The organism is Bacteroidia bacterium, from assembly GCA_027493955.1.
Taxonomy (GTDB): Bacteria; Bacteroidota; Ignavibacteria; order SZUA-365; family SZUA-365; genus JAOSJT01.
In genome coordinates, this window is record JAOSJT010000001.1 from 4,874,816 (window position 1) to 4,892,745 (window position 17,930).

General features: G+C 56.5%; 7 protein-coding genes, 2 tRNA genes, 3 rRNA genes and 1 pseudogene. 11 read left to right on the forward strand and 2 right to left on the reverse strand.

Annotated elements, in window-relative coordinates:
• The first annotated feature begins 13 nt into the window (after positions 1–13).
• From rfaE2 to M5R41_18540, 11 genes and pseudogenes are all read left to right on the forward strand, one after another.
• Positions 14–442, forward strand: a pseudogene (rfaE2, locus tag M5R41_18490) (D-glycero-beta-D-manno-heptose 1-phosphate adenylyltransferase).
• Complete coding sequence (locus M5R41_18495; protein MCZ7558386.1) at positions 414–5,003, forward strand: translocation/assembly module TamB domain-containing protein; 4,590 nt, start codon at positions 414–416, stop codon at positions 5,001–5,003. Before rfaE2 ends, M5R41_18495 begins: the two are co-directional and overlap by 29 nt.
• A gap of 11 nt (positions 5,004–5,014) precedes the next feature.
• Complete coding sequence (gene rnr / locus M5R41_18500) at positions 5,015–7,063, forward strand: ribonuclease R (protein MCZ7558387.1); 2,049 nt, start codon at positions 5,015–5,017, stop codon at positions 7,061–7,063.
• Positions 7,060–7,806, forward strand: coding sequence for a type III pantothenate kinase (locus M5R41_18505; protein MCZ7558388.1), 747 nt, complete (start codon positions 7,060–7,062; stop codon positions 7,804–7,806). Before rnr ends, M5R41_18505 begins: the two co-directional genes overlap by 4 nt.
• A 222-nt stretch (positions 7,807–8,028) precedes the next feature.
• Positions 8,029–9,559: ribosomal RNA gene (locus M5R41_18510) — 16S ribosomal RNA — on the forward strand.
• 86 nt (positions 9,560–9,645) lie between these two features.
• Positions 9,646–9,719 (forward strand) — tRNA-Ile (locus M5R41_18515).
• Between the two features lie 16 nt (positions 9,720–9,735).
• Positions 9,736–9,808, forward strand: a tRNA-Ala gene (locus M5R41_18520).
• A gap of 214 nt (positions 9,809–10,022) precedes the next feature.
• A 23S ribosomal RNA gene (locus M5R41_18525) occupies positions 10,023–13,029 on the forward strand.
• An 82-nt stretch (positions 13,030–13,111) separates the two neighbouring features.
• Positions 13,112–13,228, forward strand: a 5S ribosomal RNA gene (gene rrf / locus M5R41_18530).
• The 16S, 23S and 5S rRNA genes sit together here with 2 tRNA genes alongside, the layout of an rRNA operon.
• 128 nt (positions 13,229–13,356) lie before the next feature.
• Positions 13,357–13,680, forward strand: coding sequence for a hypothetical protein (locus M5R41_18535; GenBank protein ID MCZ7558389.1), 324 nt, complete (start codon positions 13,357–13,359; stop codon positions 13,678–13,680).
• Positions 13,681–13,885: 205 nt separating this feature from the next.
• The gene (locus tag M5R41_18540) at positions 13,886–15,580 is read left to right on the forward strand and encodes a T9SS type A sorting domain-containing protein (GenBank protein MCZ7558390.1); all 1,695 of its coding nucleotides are present in this window, start codon (positions 13,886–13,888) and stop codon (positions 15,578–15,580) included.
• A gap of 1,586 nt (positions 15,581–17,166) precedes the next feature.
• On the opposite strand, the gene M5R41_18545 is transcribed toward M5R41_18540, so the two are convergent.
• Positions 17,167–17,526 (reverse strand): DUF86 domain-containing protein, encoded by a 360-nt coding sequence (locus M5R41_18545; protein ID MCZ7558391.1) that lies wholly within the window; start codon positions 17,524–17,526, stop codon positions 17,167–17,169.
• The gene (locus M5R41_18550; GenBank protein MCZ7558392.1) at positions 17,519–17,809 is read right to left on the reverse strand and encodes a nucleotidyltransferase family protein; all 291 of its coding nucleotides are present in this window, start codon (positions 17,807–17,809) and stop codon (positions 17,519–17,521) included. The genes M5R41_18545 and M5R41_18550 overlap by 8 nt, the downstream gene beginning before the upstream one ends.
• Between the last annotated feature and the right edge of the window lie 121 nt (positions 17,810–17,930).

Sequence of the window (17,930 nt, forward strand, 5' to 3'; positions counted from 1 at the left end):
CCTTCGCGGAGAAGGGCAGGCGCTGGTGTTTACAAACGGTGTGTTCGACATACTGCATCGAGGCCATTGCGACTACCTCGCGGACGCCCGGTCGCTCGGCGACGCTATGATCGTGGGCCTGAACAGCGACGCGAGCGTGCGGCGTATCAAAGGCGAGAAAAAGCCGATCGTTCCCGAGGCGGACCGCGCCGCAGTGCTGGCCTCACTGGCCTGCGTTGATTATGTGGTGCTCTTCGAAGAGGACACACCGCAACGATTGATAGCAACCCTGCTGCCCGATGTGCTGGTCAAAGGAGGCGATTACGCCCTCGACGACATCGTCGGTCGCGGGGAAGTCGAAGCCGCCGGGGGCAGGGTGCTGACCATCCCGCTCACCGAGGGCCGGTCTTCCACGAACATCATCGCGACGATACTTGAACGATACTGCGAACACAGCACCTGACACCGGACTCACTCCGCGCCGGCGTTCGCTGCCCGCGCGGCTCATCCGTGCCGCAGTGTACCTGGGTCTGGGCTTCATTGTGTTCATTCTGCTCCTCGCGGGCTTCACCGAAACCTCCACATTCAAAACCTTCCTCCGCGATGTCATCGTGGAGGCCGCCGACTCGTCGCTCAACGCGCGCCTCAGCATTGAGAACATCGACGGCAATCTGATCTCCGGCTGGTCGCTGCAGGGCGTGCGATTGCGCGACGACAACGGGCCCATTGCCTCCATCGACAATATCATTCTCCGTTACGACCTCCTCGGTGTGCTGTGGAAGCGCATCACCATTCGGGAAATCACCCTGGATCATCCGGATATCGCCATCACGAAAGGCGACGGGCGGGACTGGAATATCAATACGCTGTTCAAGCCGAGCGACGACGACGATACGACAAGCACACCGTTCGACTGGAGTATCGTGCTGCAGAACCTGCGTATCGTGGGTGGTCACGTTCTTATCTATGACTCCACCATCGCCGGCGACGTCCCACGAAACCGCATGGACTACGACCGCCTCGAATTGCGCGATCTCACCCTGGCGATGAGTGCCGAGTACAGACCCTCCCTGAAGAAAATTTCCATCAACCAATTTTCTTTTCTGAATGCGCTCGGAGACGTAAGCGTGCGCAATATCGCCGGGGATATCGTCGTGCGTCCCACCGGTGCGGATGTGCAGGGACTGTCGCTGCAGACGGATCGCTCGGCCATCATTGTCTCCGCCGCCATTGACAGCGTGGATGTCCTGGGCGGCTTCGACACGGACGCCATGCAGGACTATCCCATGGCCGTGCATGCCCGCGCGCCGCAGTTCGACGTCCGCGACTTGCAGTACTTCCTGCCAGCACTGGACTTCCTCGCCGGCACGGCCGCGCTGGAAGTGCGCGCGCGGGGGAGTTTGCGACAGCTCGAGGTGCGCAAAGTGATGCTGGAGGCCTTCGACAGCCGCGTGGAATTCAGCGGCGTGCTGCGCGACATCCTCAAGGGCTCGGAAATGTGGATGGACGTGTCCGGTAAAGACGTGCGCATCAACGGAGCGGACTATCCGCGCATGCTGCCGGGCATTCCCATACTCGATCTGAGCGGCGCGGGTACGGCCGAGTTCCGCACGCTGCGCTACACCGGCCAGCCGCTGACCTTCACGGGCGAGGTAGACATGATCACCGATGCCGGAGAGGCGGCGGGCAAGGTGGCCTTCGATTTTTCGGGCGAGGAAATGAGTTACGATGGAGTGCTTCGCACGCGCGGCGCGGACCTCTCGAAGCTGTTGAACAAACCGGACCTCTCCACGTCCGTCACCGGCGAAACGCGCATTCAGGGCCGCGGCAATTCCATCGGCGTGATGCAGGCGCAGCTCAGCGTACGTCTGGATTCCTCGCGCTATCGCGGCCTTGGCGTTCGTCGCCTGGTTATGGATGTGAACGTGCGTCCCGACAGTCTGGAACTCGATCTCGACTTCGACAGTCCTGCGGGGCAGCTCGCCATAGATGGCGCAATGGGATTTTTGCCGGACAGTGTCACCGGATTTCGCTTCACCTCGAAGGGGCGTTCGCTGGATCTGCAGCCGCTCCTCGAGAAGGAAGACCTCGACAGCGATTTGACATTCCAGCTTCGGGCGCACGGCGACGGCATCGATCTTTCCACCATGTCAGCCGACATGGAAGTAGCGCTGGAGCCCTCGCGCTTCGGCAGTGTGACCATAGATCGCGACACCTTCCGCGTGCAGCTGCGGCAGCACGCCGGAGCGCCGGAGCATCTGCTGATCGAGACGCAGTACGCCGATCTGCGCGTGGACGGCCTCTTCGATTTTCCGCGCTTCGTGGAGTACCTTTCCGTGCAGTCCGACTCTCTCAACGCCGCGTTGCGTGCATGGGCGGTACTTCCCGACACGCTTGCGCCGGAACCTCCGGTCGTCACTGCGCCCCGGAAGACACGTGCCGCCGCCAGAGCGCCGCTCCCGCCTCCGCCCGACACTGCCCGTTTCATGGATGCGGAGTATGCCTTGACGCTCAAGCGGCCCGAGCGCATAGCGCGGTACTTCGACGCTTCCACCTTTATTGTGCGCGGCAATTACACCGGGCGTATCGCCGGGGGCTATAACGGCTTCGACATTCAGGGACAGGCGCGGGTGAGCGACTTCTATTTTGTGGACAGCGCACGCACCTGGCTGGCCGCCGGCGTGCGCTTCAATTATGACGTGCGCAATCTGCGCCTTGAGCGTCCTCTGGAGCAGGTCACGGTGCGGGCTCTTCTGTCCGCGAGCGACGCGAATTTCAACGGACTGCGGCTCAACCGCTGCGAGGCCACGCTGAGCTACACCGATGGCGAGCCGCGTATGCGGCTGCGCGGCAGTCTCGACACCTTGCTCGACGCCGACATTGACTGCAAGGGACGCTTCGGTGGGGGAGTGCTTGATTTCGAATTCCCTGTCGTCAAACTCTCCTGGCTGGGTGAGCAGTTCGTGAACGACGGTCCCGCGCTTGTGCGTATCGATTCCTCCGGCATTGGTATCGAGCGCTTCGATCTGCTTCATGACAGAATCAGTTTTTCTCTCAAAGGCAAGCGCGACGCGGCAGGGAACAATGCCTTTTCCCTCTATGTCGACAGTCTCGACGTCGGTCTGCTGGAGTATGCCGTCAGCGGCAACGGAGCGGCACGCCGGGGTGAGAGCTTCTCGGGCATCGGCTTCATCGAAGCGAACCTCTCCGGCTCGGATGACGAACCGCAGTTCGCCGCCGCTGTGTATGTGGACAGTCTGGGTTATCGCGGATCGCTCTTCGGCGAACTCAACATGGAGGCCCGCTACGCGGATCGCAACCTCGAATTGTACTCCGAACTCGATTACAGCGACGGCAAAGGTGCGTCGGAAAAAGTGTTCTTTCTCTCAGGCATGATTCCCATAGTCATCACCTTCGGTGAGCAGAAAGAAAGCAGCACTTCCCAGGCCAATCTGCGGGCGCAGATGAAACAATTCCCGCTCGCGCTCATCGAGGAGTTCGTTGGGTTGTTCTCGCCGCTGGAGGGCCACGCGAACGGAGATCTGACCATCACCGGAACAGCGGAGGCGCCGTCCTTCACCGGAACCATCACCGTGGACGACGGCAAGGGACGCTTCCTCTTCAATAACATGGACTACGCACTGACGCTGCGCATCGAGGCGGAAAAGCAGGACATTCGCATCGCACAGGCCGCCATACGAAACGTCCCGTCCGACTGGTCCGAAGGCGCCATCACCGCGGAAGGAACGATTTCCACGGAGTCCTTCGCCATATCCAACTTCGATCTCGCGATGCGGGGTCGCCTCAAGGTACTGCGGCCCGCATCCCGCGCTGCGACGCGCTCGCTGTACGGCGATCTCTTCATCTCGACCGGAGGGCGTGACCTCACCTACCGCGGACGCCTGGATCGCTCCTTGCTCATCGGCGACATCATCATCGAAGAAGGAGCGCTCGTTTTTCCCTATGAGCAAAAAGGCGGCCCGGTGGCGAAATACTCCGATTTCACCTACGTCATTGTGGATGATACCACCACGCAACTCACCACCTCGCTTTCGGGAGGCCGCATGGGAGGGCGCGGAATGCTCCAGGCGGACAATGGCCAGAACGGGGAAGCGCCGCAGGTGCCTGAGAGATCGGTGCTGGACGGGCTGTCCTACGATATGAAAATCGCTACGAGCGGACGCCTCAAAGTGGAGATTCCCATCACCATGATGCAGGCGGAACTGAACGCCATACTGAACTTCGACAATCTGAAGGTGAGCAATTTCGGCGGACGCGAGGGAAGTTTTGTAGGCGAGGTGCAGCTCGCACAGGAATCGGACGTGCTCTTCCTCGGCAAGCGTATGACCGCGTCCGGATCCCTGCGCTTCACGCGCGACCCGCAGAATCCCGACCTCGATCTGACGGCGGTGTATTCGGACTATTACACCAATCCTGCCACGGATGTCCGCCGCCAGATTTTCGTCAAAGTGTTTATCACGGGCACCAAGGAGAAACCCGAACTGAAGTACGATATGCGCTGGGATGAGCCCGACGGCACACCGGTGTCGCAGGGCGGCGATATCGAGTCAGACGCGTTTTCCTTCGTCCTTTTTGGTGTGTTCGCCAAAGACCTCACGGAATCGGGACAGGCCCGCAGCGCGGCAATCGATATGGCACCGGATCTCGCGAGCAAGGTCGGTTCCGCGCTCGCGTCCACAGCCGCCACGCAATTTCTCGCCGACGCGGGTCTGCAGGATGTCATCAACCGCCTCGATTTTGCCGATCTGGGCACACAGGATTCCCGTGTGAAGTTCACCAGTTCCATTGGCCGCGCTCTCATTACCTACGACGGAAAGATGAGCAATCTCGGCAGCTCCAATGTGACGGTGGATTTCCCCCTCAGCCGAATACTCGGTTTACCTTGGGGTAATTTTGTCGTGCAGGTCGCACGCCGGACGATCGATCAGACTGCGGAGAGCGCGACGCAGATTCAGGAATATTCCATTTTCGAACTGAAAATTCTCCAGCGCTTCTCATTCTAGCAAGGAGCATCATGAAGGATGCAATTTTGGCCGTTCTCGGGAACGATCCCGGCAGGGCCTGGAAAACCAAGGAACTGGCCAAGGCCGCGCAGATCCCGAAGCAGGGACCGCTGTACGTGCAACTCAAGGCGTTGCTGCGGGATTTGCAGGATCAGGGCGCCATCGAGCGTCGTTCCGGCAGCCGCTGGGCGCTGGCCCGGCCCGACACGGGGGAGGAGGAGCCTGAACACAGCGAGCGTCTCATCGTGGGATCGGTCAAGGAAGTGCGCCACACCTTCTTCCTGGAATCCGACGACAGGGAATACCGCGAGGACGTCGCCATCCGTACACGCAATCTCAACGGCGCCAAAGACGGAGACAAAGTCGTGGTGCGTCTGCTGCCGCCCGCGCGCAAGCATGAGTTGCCTGAAGGCGAGGTCGTGGAAATTCTCGGACGACGCGGTCGGGCGGATGTGGAATTGCTTGCTCTGGCGCGACGGCATGGTCTGTCTCTCGAATTTCCCGACGATGTCAACGAACACGCTATGCGCATCCCCGCCGCCATCCCACGCGCGGAAATTGCGAAGCGGCTCGACCTGCGGGATATCGAGTGTTTTACCATCGATCCGGAAAATGCGAAGGATTTCGACGACGCGGTTTCGCTGAAGGAAACCGAGGACGGGTATGAACTGGGTGTGCACATTGCCGACGTCAGCCATTACGTGACCGAGGGAAGCCCCATGGACCGCGAGGCGCTGCGCCGCGGCACGAGCGTGTATCTGGTGGATGGTGTGTTTCCCATGCTGCCAGAACGGCTCTCCAATCACATCTGCAGTTTACAGGAAGGCAAGGACAGACTCACCTACTCCGTGATCATCCGTCTGACGACGCGCGGTGCGGTACAGGGCTTCGACGTGCGAAAATCAATCATCCGGTCGCAGAAGCGCTTTACCTATGAAGAAGTTCAGCGCATACTGGACGCTGGCGAGGGACAGCATGTGCGCACACTGCGCGCCATGGAGCGTCTTGCCGCAACGCTCATGAAAAAACGCTTCCGCGAAGGCTCGGTGGATTTCGCGCTTCCCGAGGTGGCGTTTAAACTCGACGAAAGCGGGTATCCGCTCGAAATCGTCCCCAAGCCCCGCCTTATGAGCATGCGCATGATAGAGGAATTCATGCTGCTCGCGAATCGCACCGTGGCGCAGAGCGTGGCGCAGCACAAGCCCGTGAGGAATTTCGTCTATCGCGTGCACGATCTGCCCGATCCGGAAAAGGTGGCCGAGCTTATCGAATTCATGCGTCACCTCGGGATAAGAACACAGCTCGACGCTTCCTCTTCGCGCTCCTTTCAGACCATGCTCGAACAGATACGCGGCCGTCCCGAGGAGAATGTTGTGCAGGACGTCACCATTCGCTCCATGGCCAAGGCGGTGTACAGCGAACGCAACATCGGGCATTTCGGACTGGGCTTCCGCTACTACACGCATTTCACCTCGCCCATTCGGCGCTACCCCGATCTGCTGGTGCATCGTCTCTGCGCAGCATACTTTGGTGAGACGGAAGAGCCGCAGCGCGTCCCGACGCTTCAGCGTCTTGCGGATATGGCGAAGCAGAGTTCCATGCGCGAGAGGCTGGCCGTCGAAGCCGAGCGCGAATCCATACGCATCAAGCAGGTGGAGTACATGAAGCGGCACGAAGGGGATGAATTCACCGCCGTCATCGACGGAGTGACCTCGTACGGACTGTTCGTCGAGCTGGAGGACACCTTGGTGGAGGGGCTGGTGCACGTGCGCAGCCTCGGCGATGATTACTATCGCTACGACAAGCGGGGCCGGCAGCTCATCGGTGAGCGTCACGGCAGGCGCTACCGCCTGGGCGACACCGTGCGCGTGCAGGTTGCGCGTGTGGACAGCGTTGAGCGGCAAATAGATTTTGTGATTCTGAATGATGCGCCCGTGCGGCGAAGCTCCGGGACCCACGAAAAGGACAATACCATCCGCAAACAAAAGGCAGCGGAGGATGCTCCCCGTCGGGGGACGCGCGGCAGCGGCGGAAAGCGTCGGGGAGGGAAGAAGAAGTGAGACGCTTCGCGCTCGCGGTGGGCAACAGTACGGTGAAGCTCGGTGTGTTCGACGGGCAGTCGTTGCAGGCGCAGAGGCAGTGGCCGCATGCGGAACTCGAGGCTGCGGATGCCGTGCGCGTCGCACTCGCGGATGCCGGCGTACAGGCCGGAAGTCTGGTGGGCGTATGCAGCGTTGTGCCGCTGCTGGCCGCCCGCATCGCGGAGGCGCTCGCCGCGCTTGGCGCCGACACGGAGATTGTGGACGTTTTGCGTGGCCCCCTCCCGTTGCGCTATCGCACACCCGGGACGTTGGGAGCGGACCGATATTGTGTGGCGGTGGCGGCGCGGGCGATGTTCGGCGCGCCGGTGCTCGTGGTGGATTGCGGTACGGCGTTGACCATCAACGTGGTGGATACGGAAGGGTATTTTGCGGGTGGTTCGATTGCGCCCGGGATAGGGACGGCGTTTCGCGTGATGCACGAGGGCACGGCGCAGCTGCCGATGCTGGACGTGGCGGATGCGCCGCTGGTAGGCGGCGACACGGAGGAGAGCATGCGTTCGGGCGTCCTGCATCTGTATCGTCACGGAGTGGCGGGCATGCTGCATGCCATGAAAAGGCAAACAGGACTTCATACTCCGGTAGTGCTGACGGGGGGCGACGCGGCGCTGCTGGCGGAGGGCGGGGTGGAGCATACGGCGTGCGATGCAAATATTCTTTTACGCGGAATCATTTTTTACTTGCTTTTCGTGCGGGGGGAGTAGTATATTACTTTCCCCCTTCGATGAGGGCCTGCTTTTACCGGAAACGGGTACTGAAAAAAAAAGTGCAGCAGGGACTTGACAAAGGGTTAGAAAAGAGTTAAATTGAAAGACCGTTTTAGAAACGGTTGTCGCGAAAGCGGCAAGTTCTTTGAAAAGAGCGTGCATAGTCAGTGACTTTGAGAGTCAAACAACCCAACTCGACATTGAATTATGAAAATAATTACAACGGAGAGTTTGATCCTGGCTCAGGACGAACGCTGGCGGCGTGCTTAACACATGCAAGTCAAGGAGAAGTTCTGCTTCGGTGGAACGGATACTGGCGCACGGGTGAGTAACGCGTATGCAATCTACCCCAGGTCCGGGGATAACACTTCCAACGAGGTGCTAATACCCGATGATGCAGCGGCACCGCATGGTGACAGTTGTTAAAGTTTCGATGACCTGGGATGAGCATGCGTCCCATTAGGTAGTTGGTGAGGTAACGGCTCACCAAGCCCGCGATGGGTAGCTGGTCTGAGAGGATGATCAGCCACACTGGGACTGAGACACGGCCCAGACTCCTACGGGAGGCAGCAGTGAGGAATATTGCGCAATGGAGGAAACTCTGACGCAGCAACGCCGCGTGCGGGATGAAGGCCCTTTGGGTCGTAAACCGCTGTAGCAGGGAAAAAATTTCCGTCTCGGACGGATTGATGGTACCCTGAAAGTAAGCCTCGGCTAACTACGTGCCAGCAGCCGCGGTAATACGTAGGAGGCAAGCGTTGTCCGGATTTACTGGGTGTAAAGGGTCCGCAGGCGGGCGACTAAGTCGGTGGTGAAATCCTACAGCTTAACTGTAGAACTGCCTCCGATACTGGTCGTCTTGAATACGGGAGAGGGTGACGGAATTCCAGGTGTAGCGGTGAAATGCTTAGATATCTGGAAGAACACCGGTCGCGAAGGCTGTTGCCTGGCCCGTTATTGACGCTCAGGGACGAAAGCGTGGGGATCAAACAGGATTAGATACCCTGGTAGTCCACGCCGTAAACGATGGATACTCGGTGTCGGCCCGTATGGGTCGGTGCCTAAGCTAACGCAGTAAGTATCCCACCTGGGAAGTACGATCGCAAGGTTGAAACTCAAAGGAATTGACGGGGGCCCGCACAAGCAGTGGAGCATGTGGTTTAATTCGATGCAACGCGAAGAACCTTACCTGGGCTCGAAAGACTGGATTATCCTTCGGTGAAAGTCGGAGGCGCTTCGGCAATCCAGACAGGTGCTGCATGGCTGTCGTCAGCTCGTGCCGTGAGGTGTTGGGTTAAGTCCCGCAACGAGCGCAACCCTTGTCCTTAGTTGCCATCAGGTAAAGCTGGGAACTCTAAGGAGACTGCCTACGCAAGTAGTGAGGAAGGTGGGGATGACGTCAAGTCCTCATGGCCCTTACGCCCAGGGCTACACACGTGCTACAATGGCGACAACAAAGGGATGCAATACCGCGAGGTGGAGCAAATCCCAAAAATGTCGTCTCAGTCCGGATCGAAGTCTGCAACTCGACTTCGTGAAGCTGGAATTGCTAGTAATCGCAGATCAGCATGCTGCGGTGAATACGTTCCCGGGCCTTGTACACACCGCCCGTCAAGCCATGGAAGCTGGGGGCGCCCGACGTCAGTGTGCCAACCCGCAAGGGAGGCAGCTGCCTAAGGCGAAACTGGTGACTGGGGCTAAGTCGTAACAAGGTAGCCGTACCGGAAGGTGTGGCTGGATCACCTCCTTTCTAAAGAGTTTGTGGCGCAAGCCGCAACGACTCCTCAAAGAATCTCCTATGCACGTCTCTTTTCAATTATTTTTTTGTCGCCTGTCGGGCTCGTAGCTCAGGTGGTTAGAGCGCACGCCTGATAAGCGTGAGGTCGGTAGTTCAACTCTACCCGGGCCCACTCTGGTCCCACACAGGGGCCTGTAGCTCAGCTGGGAGAGCGCCTGATTTGCATTCAGGAGGTCGTCGGTTCGATCCCGGTCAGGTCCACAAAGGTTCAAGACGTTTCAGCGGGAACATGATAGGTGACGCTGGAAGGGTCTCGCATGGTTCGAGTCCATACCAACCGCAAGAATCGCGAAACTGCGATATTCGTTCTTTGATGTAGAAGAAGATTGACTGAAGTAATACTCAGTGATTGATCAATCCTTATGTTTTTAACAAGTTCACTGATCACACACCTGTGTGAGAATAAAATTAATTCGGTGAAGTTACTAAGGGCATACGGTGGATGCCTTGGCACCATAAGGCGATGAAGGACGTGGATACCTGCGATAAGCTTCGGAGAGGTGGAAAACAACCTGAGACCCGAAGATTTCCGAATGGGAAAACCCTCCAAGGGTCATGCCTTGGAATTGCATACTGAATAAAATAGGTATGCAAGGCAAACGGGGGGAACTGAAACATCTAAGTACCCCCAGGAAGAGAAAACAATAGTGATTCCCTGAGTAGTGGCGAGCGAAACGGGAAGAGCCTAAACCGAGCAACATGTAAGGAGACGACCGTTGTGTTGCCGGTGTTGCGGGATCAGCTGGCCAATTCGTTTTGCGGCCAAAGAGTTACAAAATGCAAACATAGTCAAAGCGTTTGGAAAGACGCGCCATAGAAGGTGAAAGCCCTGTAGGCGAAATGTTCTGCATCTCTTGCTGCGATCCCAAGTACCACGGAGTAAGTGGAATTCTGTGGGAATCTGCCAGAACCATCTGGTAAGGCTAAATACTCTATGGTGACCGATAGTGCACAAGTACCGTGAGGGAAAGGTGAAAAGAACCCTTTAGAAGGGAGTGAAAAGAATCTGAAACCGTATGCTTACAAACGGTAGGAGGAAGTAGTAGTCTTCGGACTGCTACGACTGACTGCGTGCCTTTTGCTTAATGAGCCTACGAGTTACTCGTATGATGCAAGGTTAAGGACCTCAGGTCCGCAGCCGTAGCGAAAGCAAGTCTGAAATGGGCGAGAAGTATCATGCGGTAGACGCGAACCCGTGTGATCTACCGATGGGCAGGATGAAGTGGGAGTAAAATCTCATGGAGGTCCGAACCAGTGTGGGTTGAAAACCGCTTGGATGACCTGTCGGTAGGAGTGAAAGGCCAATCAAACTCGGAAATAGCTCGTACTCCCCGAAATGTTTTTAGGAACAGCCTCGTGTATAGTGTACCGGAGGTAGAGCACTGATTGGGCTAGGGCCCTCACAAGGGTACCAAACCCAGACAAACTCCGAATTCCGGATACATGTTTCACGGGAGTGAGGCGGCGAGGGATAAGCCCCGTTGCCGAGAGGGAAACAACCCAGACCATCAGCTAAGGTCCCTAAGGGTATGTTAACAGACAAAGGATGTCAGATTGCTCCGACAACTAGGATGTTGGCTTAGAAGCAGCCATTCATTTAAAGAGTGCGTAATAGCTCACTAGTCAAGCGATCAGGCGTCGATAATTTGCGGGACTAAACATACTACCGAAGCTATGGATCCCGACTTGTCGGGATGGTAGGGGAGCATTCTGTAGGCATTGAAGGTGCGTCGTAAGGCGTGCTGGAGCGTACAGAAAAGAAAATGTAGGCATAAGTAACGATAAACACTGTGAAAAACAGTGTCACCGAAAACCTAAGGGTTCCTGAGCAACGTTAATCGACTCAGGGTTAGTCGGCCCCTAAGCCGAGGCCGAAAGGCGTAGGTGATGGGAAACAGGTTGAATATTCCTGTACCCGTAAGTATTCGTCTGACCGTAAGGGGGGACGCAGAAGTGAAAGGTCGGCCAGCTGTCGGAATAGCTGGTTTAAGCATGTAGGTCGGCGGCGTAGGCAAATCCGCGCTGTCAAACCGAGATGTGAATAGGGCGCCCGTATGGGCCACAACCGACCCTAAGCAGGCTGCCGAGAAAATCCTCGTACGGGAGAATGCTTGCGGACCGTACCGTAAACCGACACAGGTAGGTGAGGAGAGTATCCTAAGGTGCTCGAGTGAGCCGTGGTTAAGGAACTCGGCAAAATGACTCCGTAACTTCGGGATAAGGAGTGCCCCTAGTAGGTGACATGACAAGTGAAGCTGAATGGGGTCGCAGAGAATCGGCCCAGGCGACTGTTTAACAAAAACACATGACTATGCAAACTCAATTGAGAGGAAGTATATAGTCTGACACCTGCCCGGTGCCGGAAGGTTAAGAGGAGAGGTTATCCTTCGGGAGAAGCTTTGAATCGAAGCCCCGGTAAACGGCGGCCGTAACTATAACGGTCCTAAGGTAGCGAAATTCCTTGTCGGGTAAGTTCCGACCTGCACGAATGGTGTAACGATCTGGGCGCTGTCTCAACCACGGGCTCGGTGAACTTGAGGTACCGGTGAAGACACCGGTTACCCGCATATGGACGGAAAGACCCCGTGCACCTTTACTGCACCCTAGCATTGGGTTTGGGTAAAGTATGTGTAGGATAGGTGGGAGACTGCGAAGCTGGCGCGCTAGCGTCGGTGGAGTCAACCTTGAAATACCACCCTTATTTTATCTGAATTCTAACCCACCGCCGTGAATCCGGTGGGGGGACAGTGTTAGGCGGGTAGTTTGACTGGGGCGGTCGCCTCCTAAAATGTAACGGAGGCTCTCAAAGGTACCCTCAGCATGGTTGGTAATCATGCGTTGAGTGCATACGCAAAAGGGTGCTTGACTGCGAGACTGACAGGTCGAGCAGGTGCGAAAGCAGGAGTAAGTGATCCGACGGTTGAGAGTGGAATTGCCGTCGCTCAAAGGATAAAAGGTACGCCGGGGATAACAGGCTGATCTCCCCCAAGAGTTCACATCGACGGGGAGGTTTGGCACCTCGATGTCGGCTCATCGCATCCTGGGGCTGAAGAAGGTCCCAAGGGTTTGGCTGTTCGCCAATTAAAGCGGTACGTGAGCTGGGTTCAGAACGTCGTGAGACAGTTCGGTCCCTATCCTATGCGGGCGCAGGATGATTGAGAAGATTTGCTCTTAGTACGAGAGGACCGGAGTGAACGAACCTCTAGTGTACCAGTTGTCGCGCCAGCGGCATGGCTGGGTAGCTACGTTCGGAAGGGATAAGCGCTGAAAGCATCTAAGCACGAAGCCCACTTCAAGATGATTCATCCCTCCGCCTTTGGCGGACTAAAGACTCCTGGAAGATGACCAGGTGATAGGCAGCAGGTGTACGCACAGCAATGTGTTTAGCCGAGCTGTACTAATAAGTCGTGCGACTTCCCATTAATTTTATTCTTGCACAGTGTGTCAGTGAACTTGTTAAAATCATGACGATTGATCAATCAATCTTCTTCTGCTGATCTTGTCCATGGCGACGATAGCAAGGGTGTCCCACCTCTTCCCATTCCGAACAGAGCAGTTAAGCCCCTTTACGCCGATGGTACTCGGAGGGTGACCTCCCGGGAGAGTAGGTAGTCGCCAGGACTTATTTTTTAGAGCTCATTGCTTCGCAGTGAGCTCTTTTTTTTTAAGCAGAGAGCAGAGAGCAGAACGTAGTGACAACGTCGTGATGTCCATGGCCCCCATTATCCATTATCCATTATCAATTCACCATGACCGCGCCTCTCACCAAAATGCTATTGCTGGCGATTGCGGTCTTCGCCCTCAATATCCCTTTCGGATATTGGCGGGAGGGAACGCGGAAATTTTCGCTGCCCTCGGTGCTGGCGATCCACCTGCCGGTGCCCATAGTTATCGCACTCCGGTATTATTCCGGCCTGGGCTTTCAGCTCCATTCCTATCCCGTGCTTATCGGCGCGTTTTTTCTGGGACAGTATGTGGGCGTGAGGTTACGGAGACGGATGATGACGCGGTGGGAAGGTAGCACGAGCGGCTGCCTTGTGATGGATATGTGGAGGAATCGAGCAGGACGCTGAGTTTCTGCTGACGATGCATTTCCCCCGGAGCACATCATCGCTCCTTTTCAAACATTCGCCTTCTCATCCCGATTTCTTTGTCCATGCCTTTTTCCACTTGAGGTGATGAACAGGCGTTTTTCGTAACTTGCACGTGCTCAACAATCGTTTGTCGCCGCGGCCTGGTGTCGGTTCCAGTATTCTTCTACGCTAACCACTTCCGCCCATGAAACCAAACGCCTGTTTCTTCTCCATCGCGGTGTTGATCGCTGTCATGTCGCTTCAGTCCACCATCGCGCAGGACAGTGCGGGGAGCGGGAGTGCAATCGGCACCGATCCGCGAAATCGAGTGTCAACCGCGAGTGTCGAGGTAGATACAACCGTGCAGTATCAAACCATAGAGGGCTGGGGAGCGTCCTCGAATTTTTATGAAGAGAATCTCGTGCGTTTCAACGCCACCGTCCGTACGGAGCTGTTCGACAAGGTGTATCGCGACCTTGGCGCGAACATCATGTGCATACGACTGTATTCGGGGTTCCAGACGTCGAAGGGTGGTCCGTACAACTGGGGAGTGATGTCGGCGCAGCGCATGATACTGAACGAGGCGTTGTCGCGCGGAAAAATCAACACGATTTGGCTCAAGGTGTCGTCGCCGCCGGGCTGGATGAAGGACAATGGCAGCGAGAGGAATGGCGGACACGTGAAGCCCGAGCACTATCAGGATTATGCGGACTATCTGTCGTATTACATACGCCACATGCGCAGCAATTACGGGGTGCGCATCAACGCGGTGAGCATGTTCAACGAGCCGGGATTCGCTCCCGCATACGAGAGCACCAGCACCACGCCGGAAGAATACCGCGACATCCTGAAAGTCGTCTCGGCGACGTTCAAACGAGACACGCTGGATGATGTGGACTTGATCGGACCCGAGGCCGGAAAAATTTCCGAAGGGTGGAGCTACTACAATGCGATTCTGAACGATCCCGACGCGGCCACGGCCTTGTCACGCATCACTACGCATCAGTACGGCGATCAGCGGCTGCTGTATGGAACGGGACCGGCGGATGATTGGAACGGGCTGCGGGATCTCGCCGCGCTGCACGGAAAACGGGTGTGGGAAACGGAGATGTTTATCGGCGGACCGGGCATGGCGACGAGAGACATTGACGAAGCGCTTCGGGCCGCACTTCTCGTCTGGACGGCGATTACGCAGGGGAATGTCACAGCGTGGCATTACTGGCAGTTCCATCAGCCTGCCGAAGAGGGATCTTCTCCGGGCATTATTTCGCTGAATCCCGACAATGCGAGCATCGGTGTGTTCCCGCGCTATTACGCGCTCATGCAGTGGATGAAACACATCCCGCCGGGCTCGGTGCGAGTGAAGGCGGACTGCGACAATCCCGAACTGTATGTCGCGGCATTCGTGCATGGTGGTAATCTGATCGTCGTTGCATTCAATCGCAGCGACACCGACATCAGCACCGGATTCCGTTTCCCCCAGAACACCGGAAGCGCGCGGCATTACCGGACCTCGGCCGCCGAAAACCACGCGGACGCTCCCGAACCGATGCCCGGCGACGTGACGACCTTTCTCACCGTGAAGGCACGATCCATCAGTACGCTCGTCATGCCGCTGCTCGCGACGGGAGTGGAATCCGTACAACGCGACGAAATCGGCTTCGATGTGTTCCCGAATCCGGCGTGGACGCATGCGGAACTCCGCCTTGCAGCGGGTGCCGGCACCGCCTCGATATCCGTTGCGGACGCTCTTGGCCGGATCGTCGAGCATCGCGTTGTCGACGATTTCTCGAACGGATATTCGATGCAGATCGATCTCTCGCGTTTCGCGGCAGGCTCGTATCGTATCACCGTCTCGACGGGTAAGAGCATATCGACGCGCATGTTCGTCAAGTTGTGAGCAATCCCTGTCGCCGTCTTGGAATACGCACACGGACAATCGAGGATGATATGAGGGTTTAATAGCGCGTAGCCAAGAACGTCACCCCGCCGCGGCGAGTCCGGTTTTCGACCGGAGTGTGCCCACCAGTCCGCCCAGACGGACACCGGTTTATATCGAGGGTGACATCTGAGGCGATTTTAATAAACACTGTCACCCTGCGCGTAGTGTCCGCAGTAAGATCACCACGACGAGGTACAGTGTTAAACGGACACGGAGTCGCAGGGCCCAAATTCAGATTTTCACGGTTTTTAAAAGTCCCGATCCCGGCATGTCATGAGCAGCGAGTTTCGGCTACGCTCAATTACCAGAAGCGGTACCTGAGCGAAGTCGAAGGGCCGCTCAACCACCGTCGAAAGGGCTACGTCAAGGCTATTACACCGTTCCCAAGTACCGACCTGAACATGTCATAAGCCGTGGCAGCGTAAGCAGTTCGGCATAGTCTTGCAGCGTGCGCGGTTGCGATCCGCGTGCGGTGTGGGAACTGCCGCTGGCGTTGAGGTTCGGCTTCAGGGACCCCGGGATGCCGCAGCCGGGATTGAGATGGTTAGATGTCGAATGATCGGTATCCCGGCTGCTCTATCCCGGGTTGTAATGTTGAATCCCTCCGGGATGGTGCATCGAGTGTTGAGGACGGAGGCGAGAGGTGTGAGGTGACCTGAGCACCGATGTTATAAGAGGAGCCGCAGTGCTACGAACTCAAATCGATGCTCTAATGTTGTTCGGTGGAGTGTCTGACGACAACTATATTTTAACATCAGCGACAATTAAAAATTAACATCTGTCGACCGGAATGCACGAAGTTACAGGCAGTCCCCCAACAATGGAGCTGCCGATGTCGATCACCAACGAGCAGATGAGGTTGCTGATGAAAGCAATGGAGAAAGACCCTCACATCGAGAGAGCGGCAGCAAAGGCAGGTATATGTCGCTAAACAGTATCAAAATTTCTGAAGGCGGGTAAAATACCTTCGGATATGAAGACGCCCCATGACTGGCAAACGCGTTCGGATCCATTCGCTGAGGTCTGGGGTGCGGTTGAGGAGAAGTTGGATGCCGCTCCAGAACTGGAGGCAAAGACGGTATTCGACTGGCTGTGTCGGGAGCATGAAGGGATGCTCCAGGAAGGGCAGCTTCGAACCTTGCAACGGCGTATCCACACCTGTCGTGCATTGCGGGGACCGGAACGCGAGGTTAATTTTCCGCAGGTGCACCATCCAGGGCAGACCATGCAGCTGGATTTCACATCGATGAGCGGGTTGAGCTGGCCCTTGATGAACTCCTTGGAGGTATCGGGTGGCAAGAGGCCCCGAGCTGTTCACTGAGCATTTCAGATCGTTTAACGAGCAGTATGTCCTGATAGGAGGTGCCGCCTGCGATGTGGCGTTCGGAGAATCGGGCATCGATTTTCGCGTTACGCGCTACCTTGATCGTGACGATCACTCTCGTTGCGGAGATGGGGTACGAGGTAATGTGAATATGAGCGATGCTGATTACCGTGTGGCAACACTCCATGCAGAGGAGTTCATGTGATATGGCGGGTGGGTGTCAACTCTCGGCGCTGTCCTGCCCGTAGCTGCTCGAAAGTAATTTTTGGCAAGCAAGCTCCAGAGCAGCCAGCTTATTCTCCACAATATCCCAGATAATAACGACATCCACTCCAAAGTACTCGTGAGCAAGGAGGTTTCGGAGACCCTTGATCTTACGCCATTCGATCTGTGTTGTATCCTTCACAATCTCTTCTGGGAGTTTCCCGGCCGCCTCTCCAATGATTTCCAGGTTGCGCAACACAGCATCCTGTGTTTTGAGATCGGCCACGAACTCATCGAACGTCATGCCCAAGACAAAATCCCGGATCCGCGAAATTGATTCGAGCATGTCGTCGAGGTAAAGGCGGATTTCACGCAAACACGACCTCGCGGGAGATAATCGGCTTGAGTCGCGGTTTGACACTATTCATCAACACCAGATCCACATCGCTTCCAAGGACCTGCTCAAGATGAAATTTCAAATCCATATAATTGTCGAACGTCGAAAGCTCGAAATCCACCAGGATATCGATATCGCTTCCGGCATGTTCCTCGCCGCGGGTGACCGAGCCGAAGAGACCGATTTGACGGACGGAAAAACGTCGCGCGAACTCTTCTTTATTTGACCGAAGCAGGTCCAGTATCTGTTTCTTGTTCAGCATAACTACGTTCGGATAGCTGTAATAGTGCTTCGCTGTAACATACGAAAAATTCAGGTCTTAGGGGTAGGATTGAAGACATGCCGTCTGCCAGAAAATATCACGACTACGGACGGGTGCTGAT

Excerpts from the sequence above, each read along its gene's own strand:
- rnr (MCZ7558387.1), top strand. The coding sequence starts at position 5,015 with ATGAAGGATGCAATTTTGGCCGTTCTCGGGAACGATCCCGGCAGGGCC.
- M5R41_18535 (MCZ7558389.1), top strand. The coding sequence starts at position 13,357 with ATGACCGCGCCTCTCACCAAAATGCTATTGCTGGCGATTGCGGTCTTC.
- M5R41_18540 (MCZ7558390.1), top strand. The coding sequence starts at position 13,886 with ATGAAACCAAACGCCTGTTTCTTCTCCATCGCGGTGTTGATCGCTGTC.
- M5R41_18550 (MCZ7558392.1), bottom strand. The coding sequence starts at position 17,809 with ATGCTGAACAAGAAACAGATACTGGACCTGCTTCGGTCAAATAAAGAA.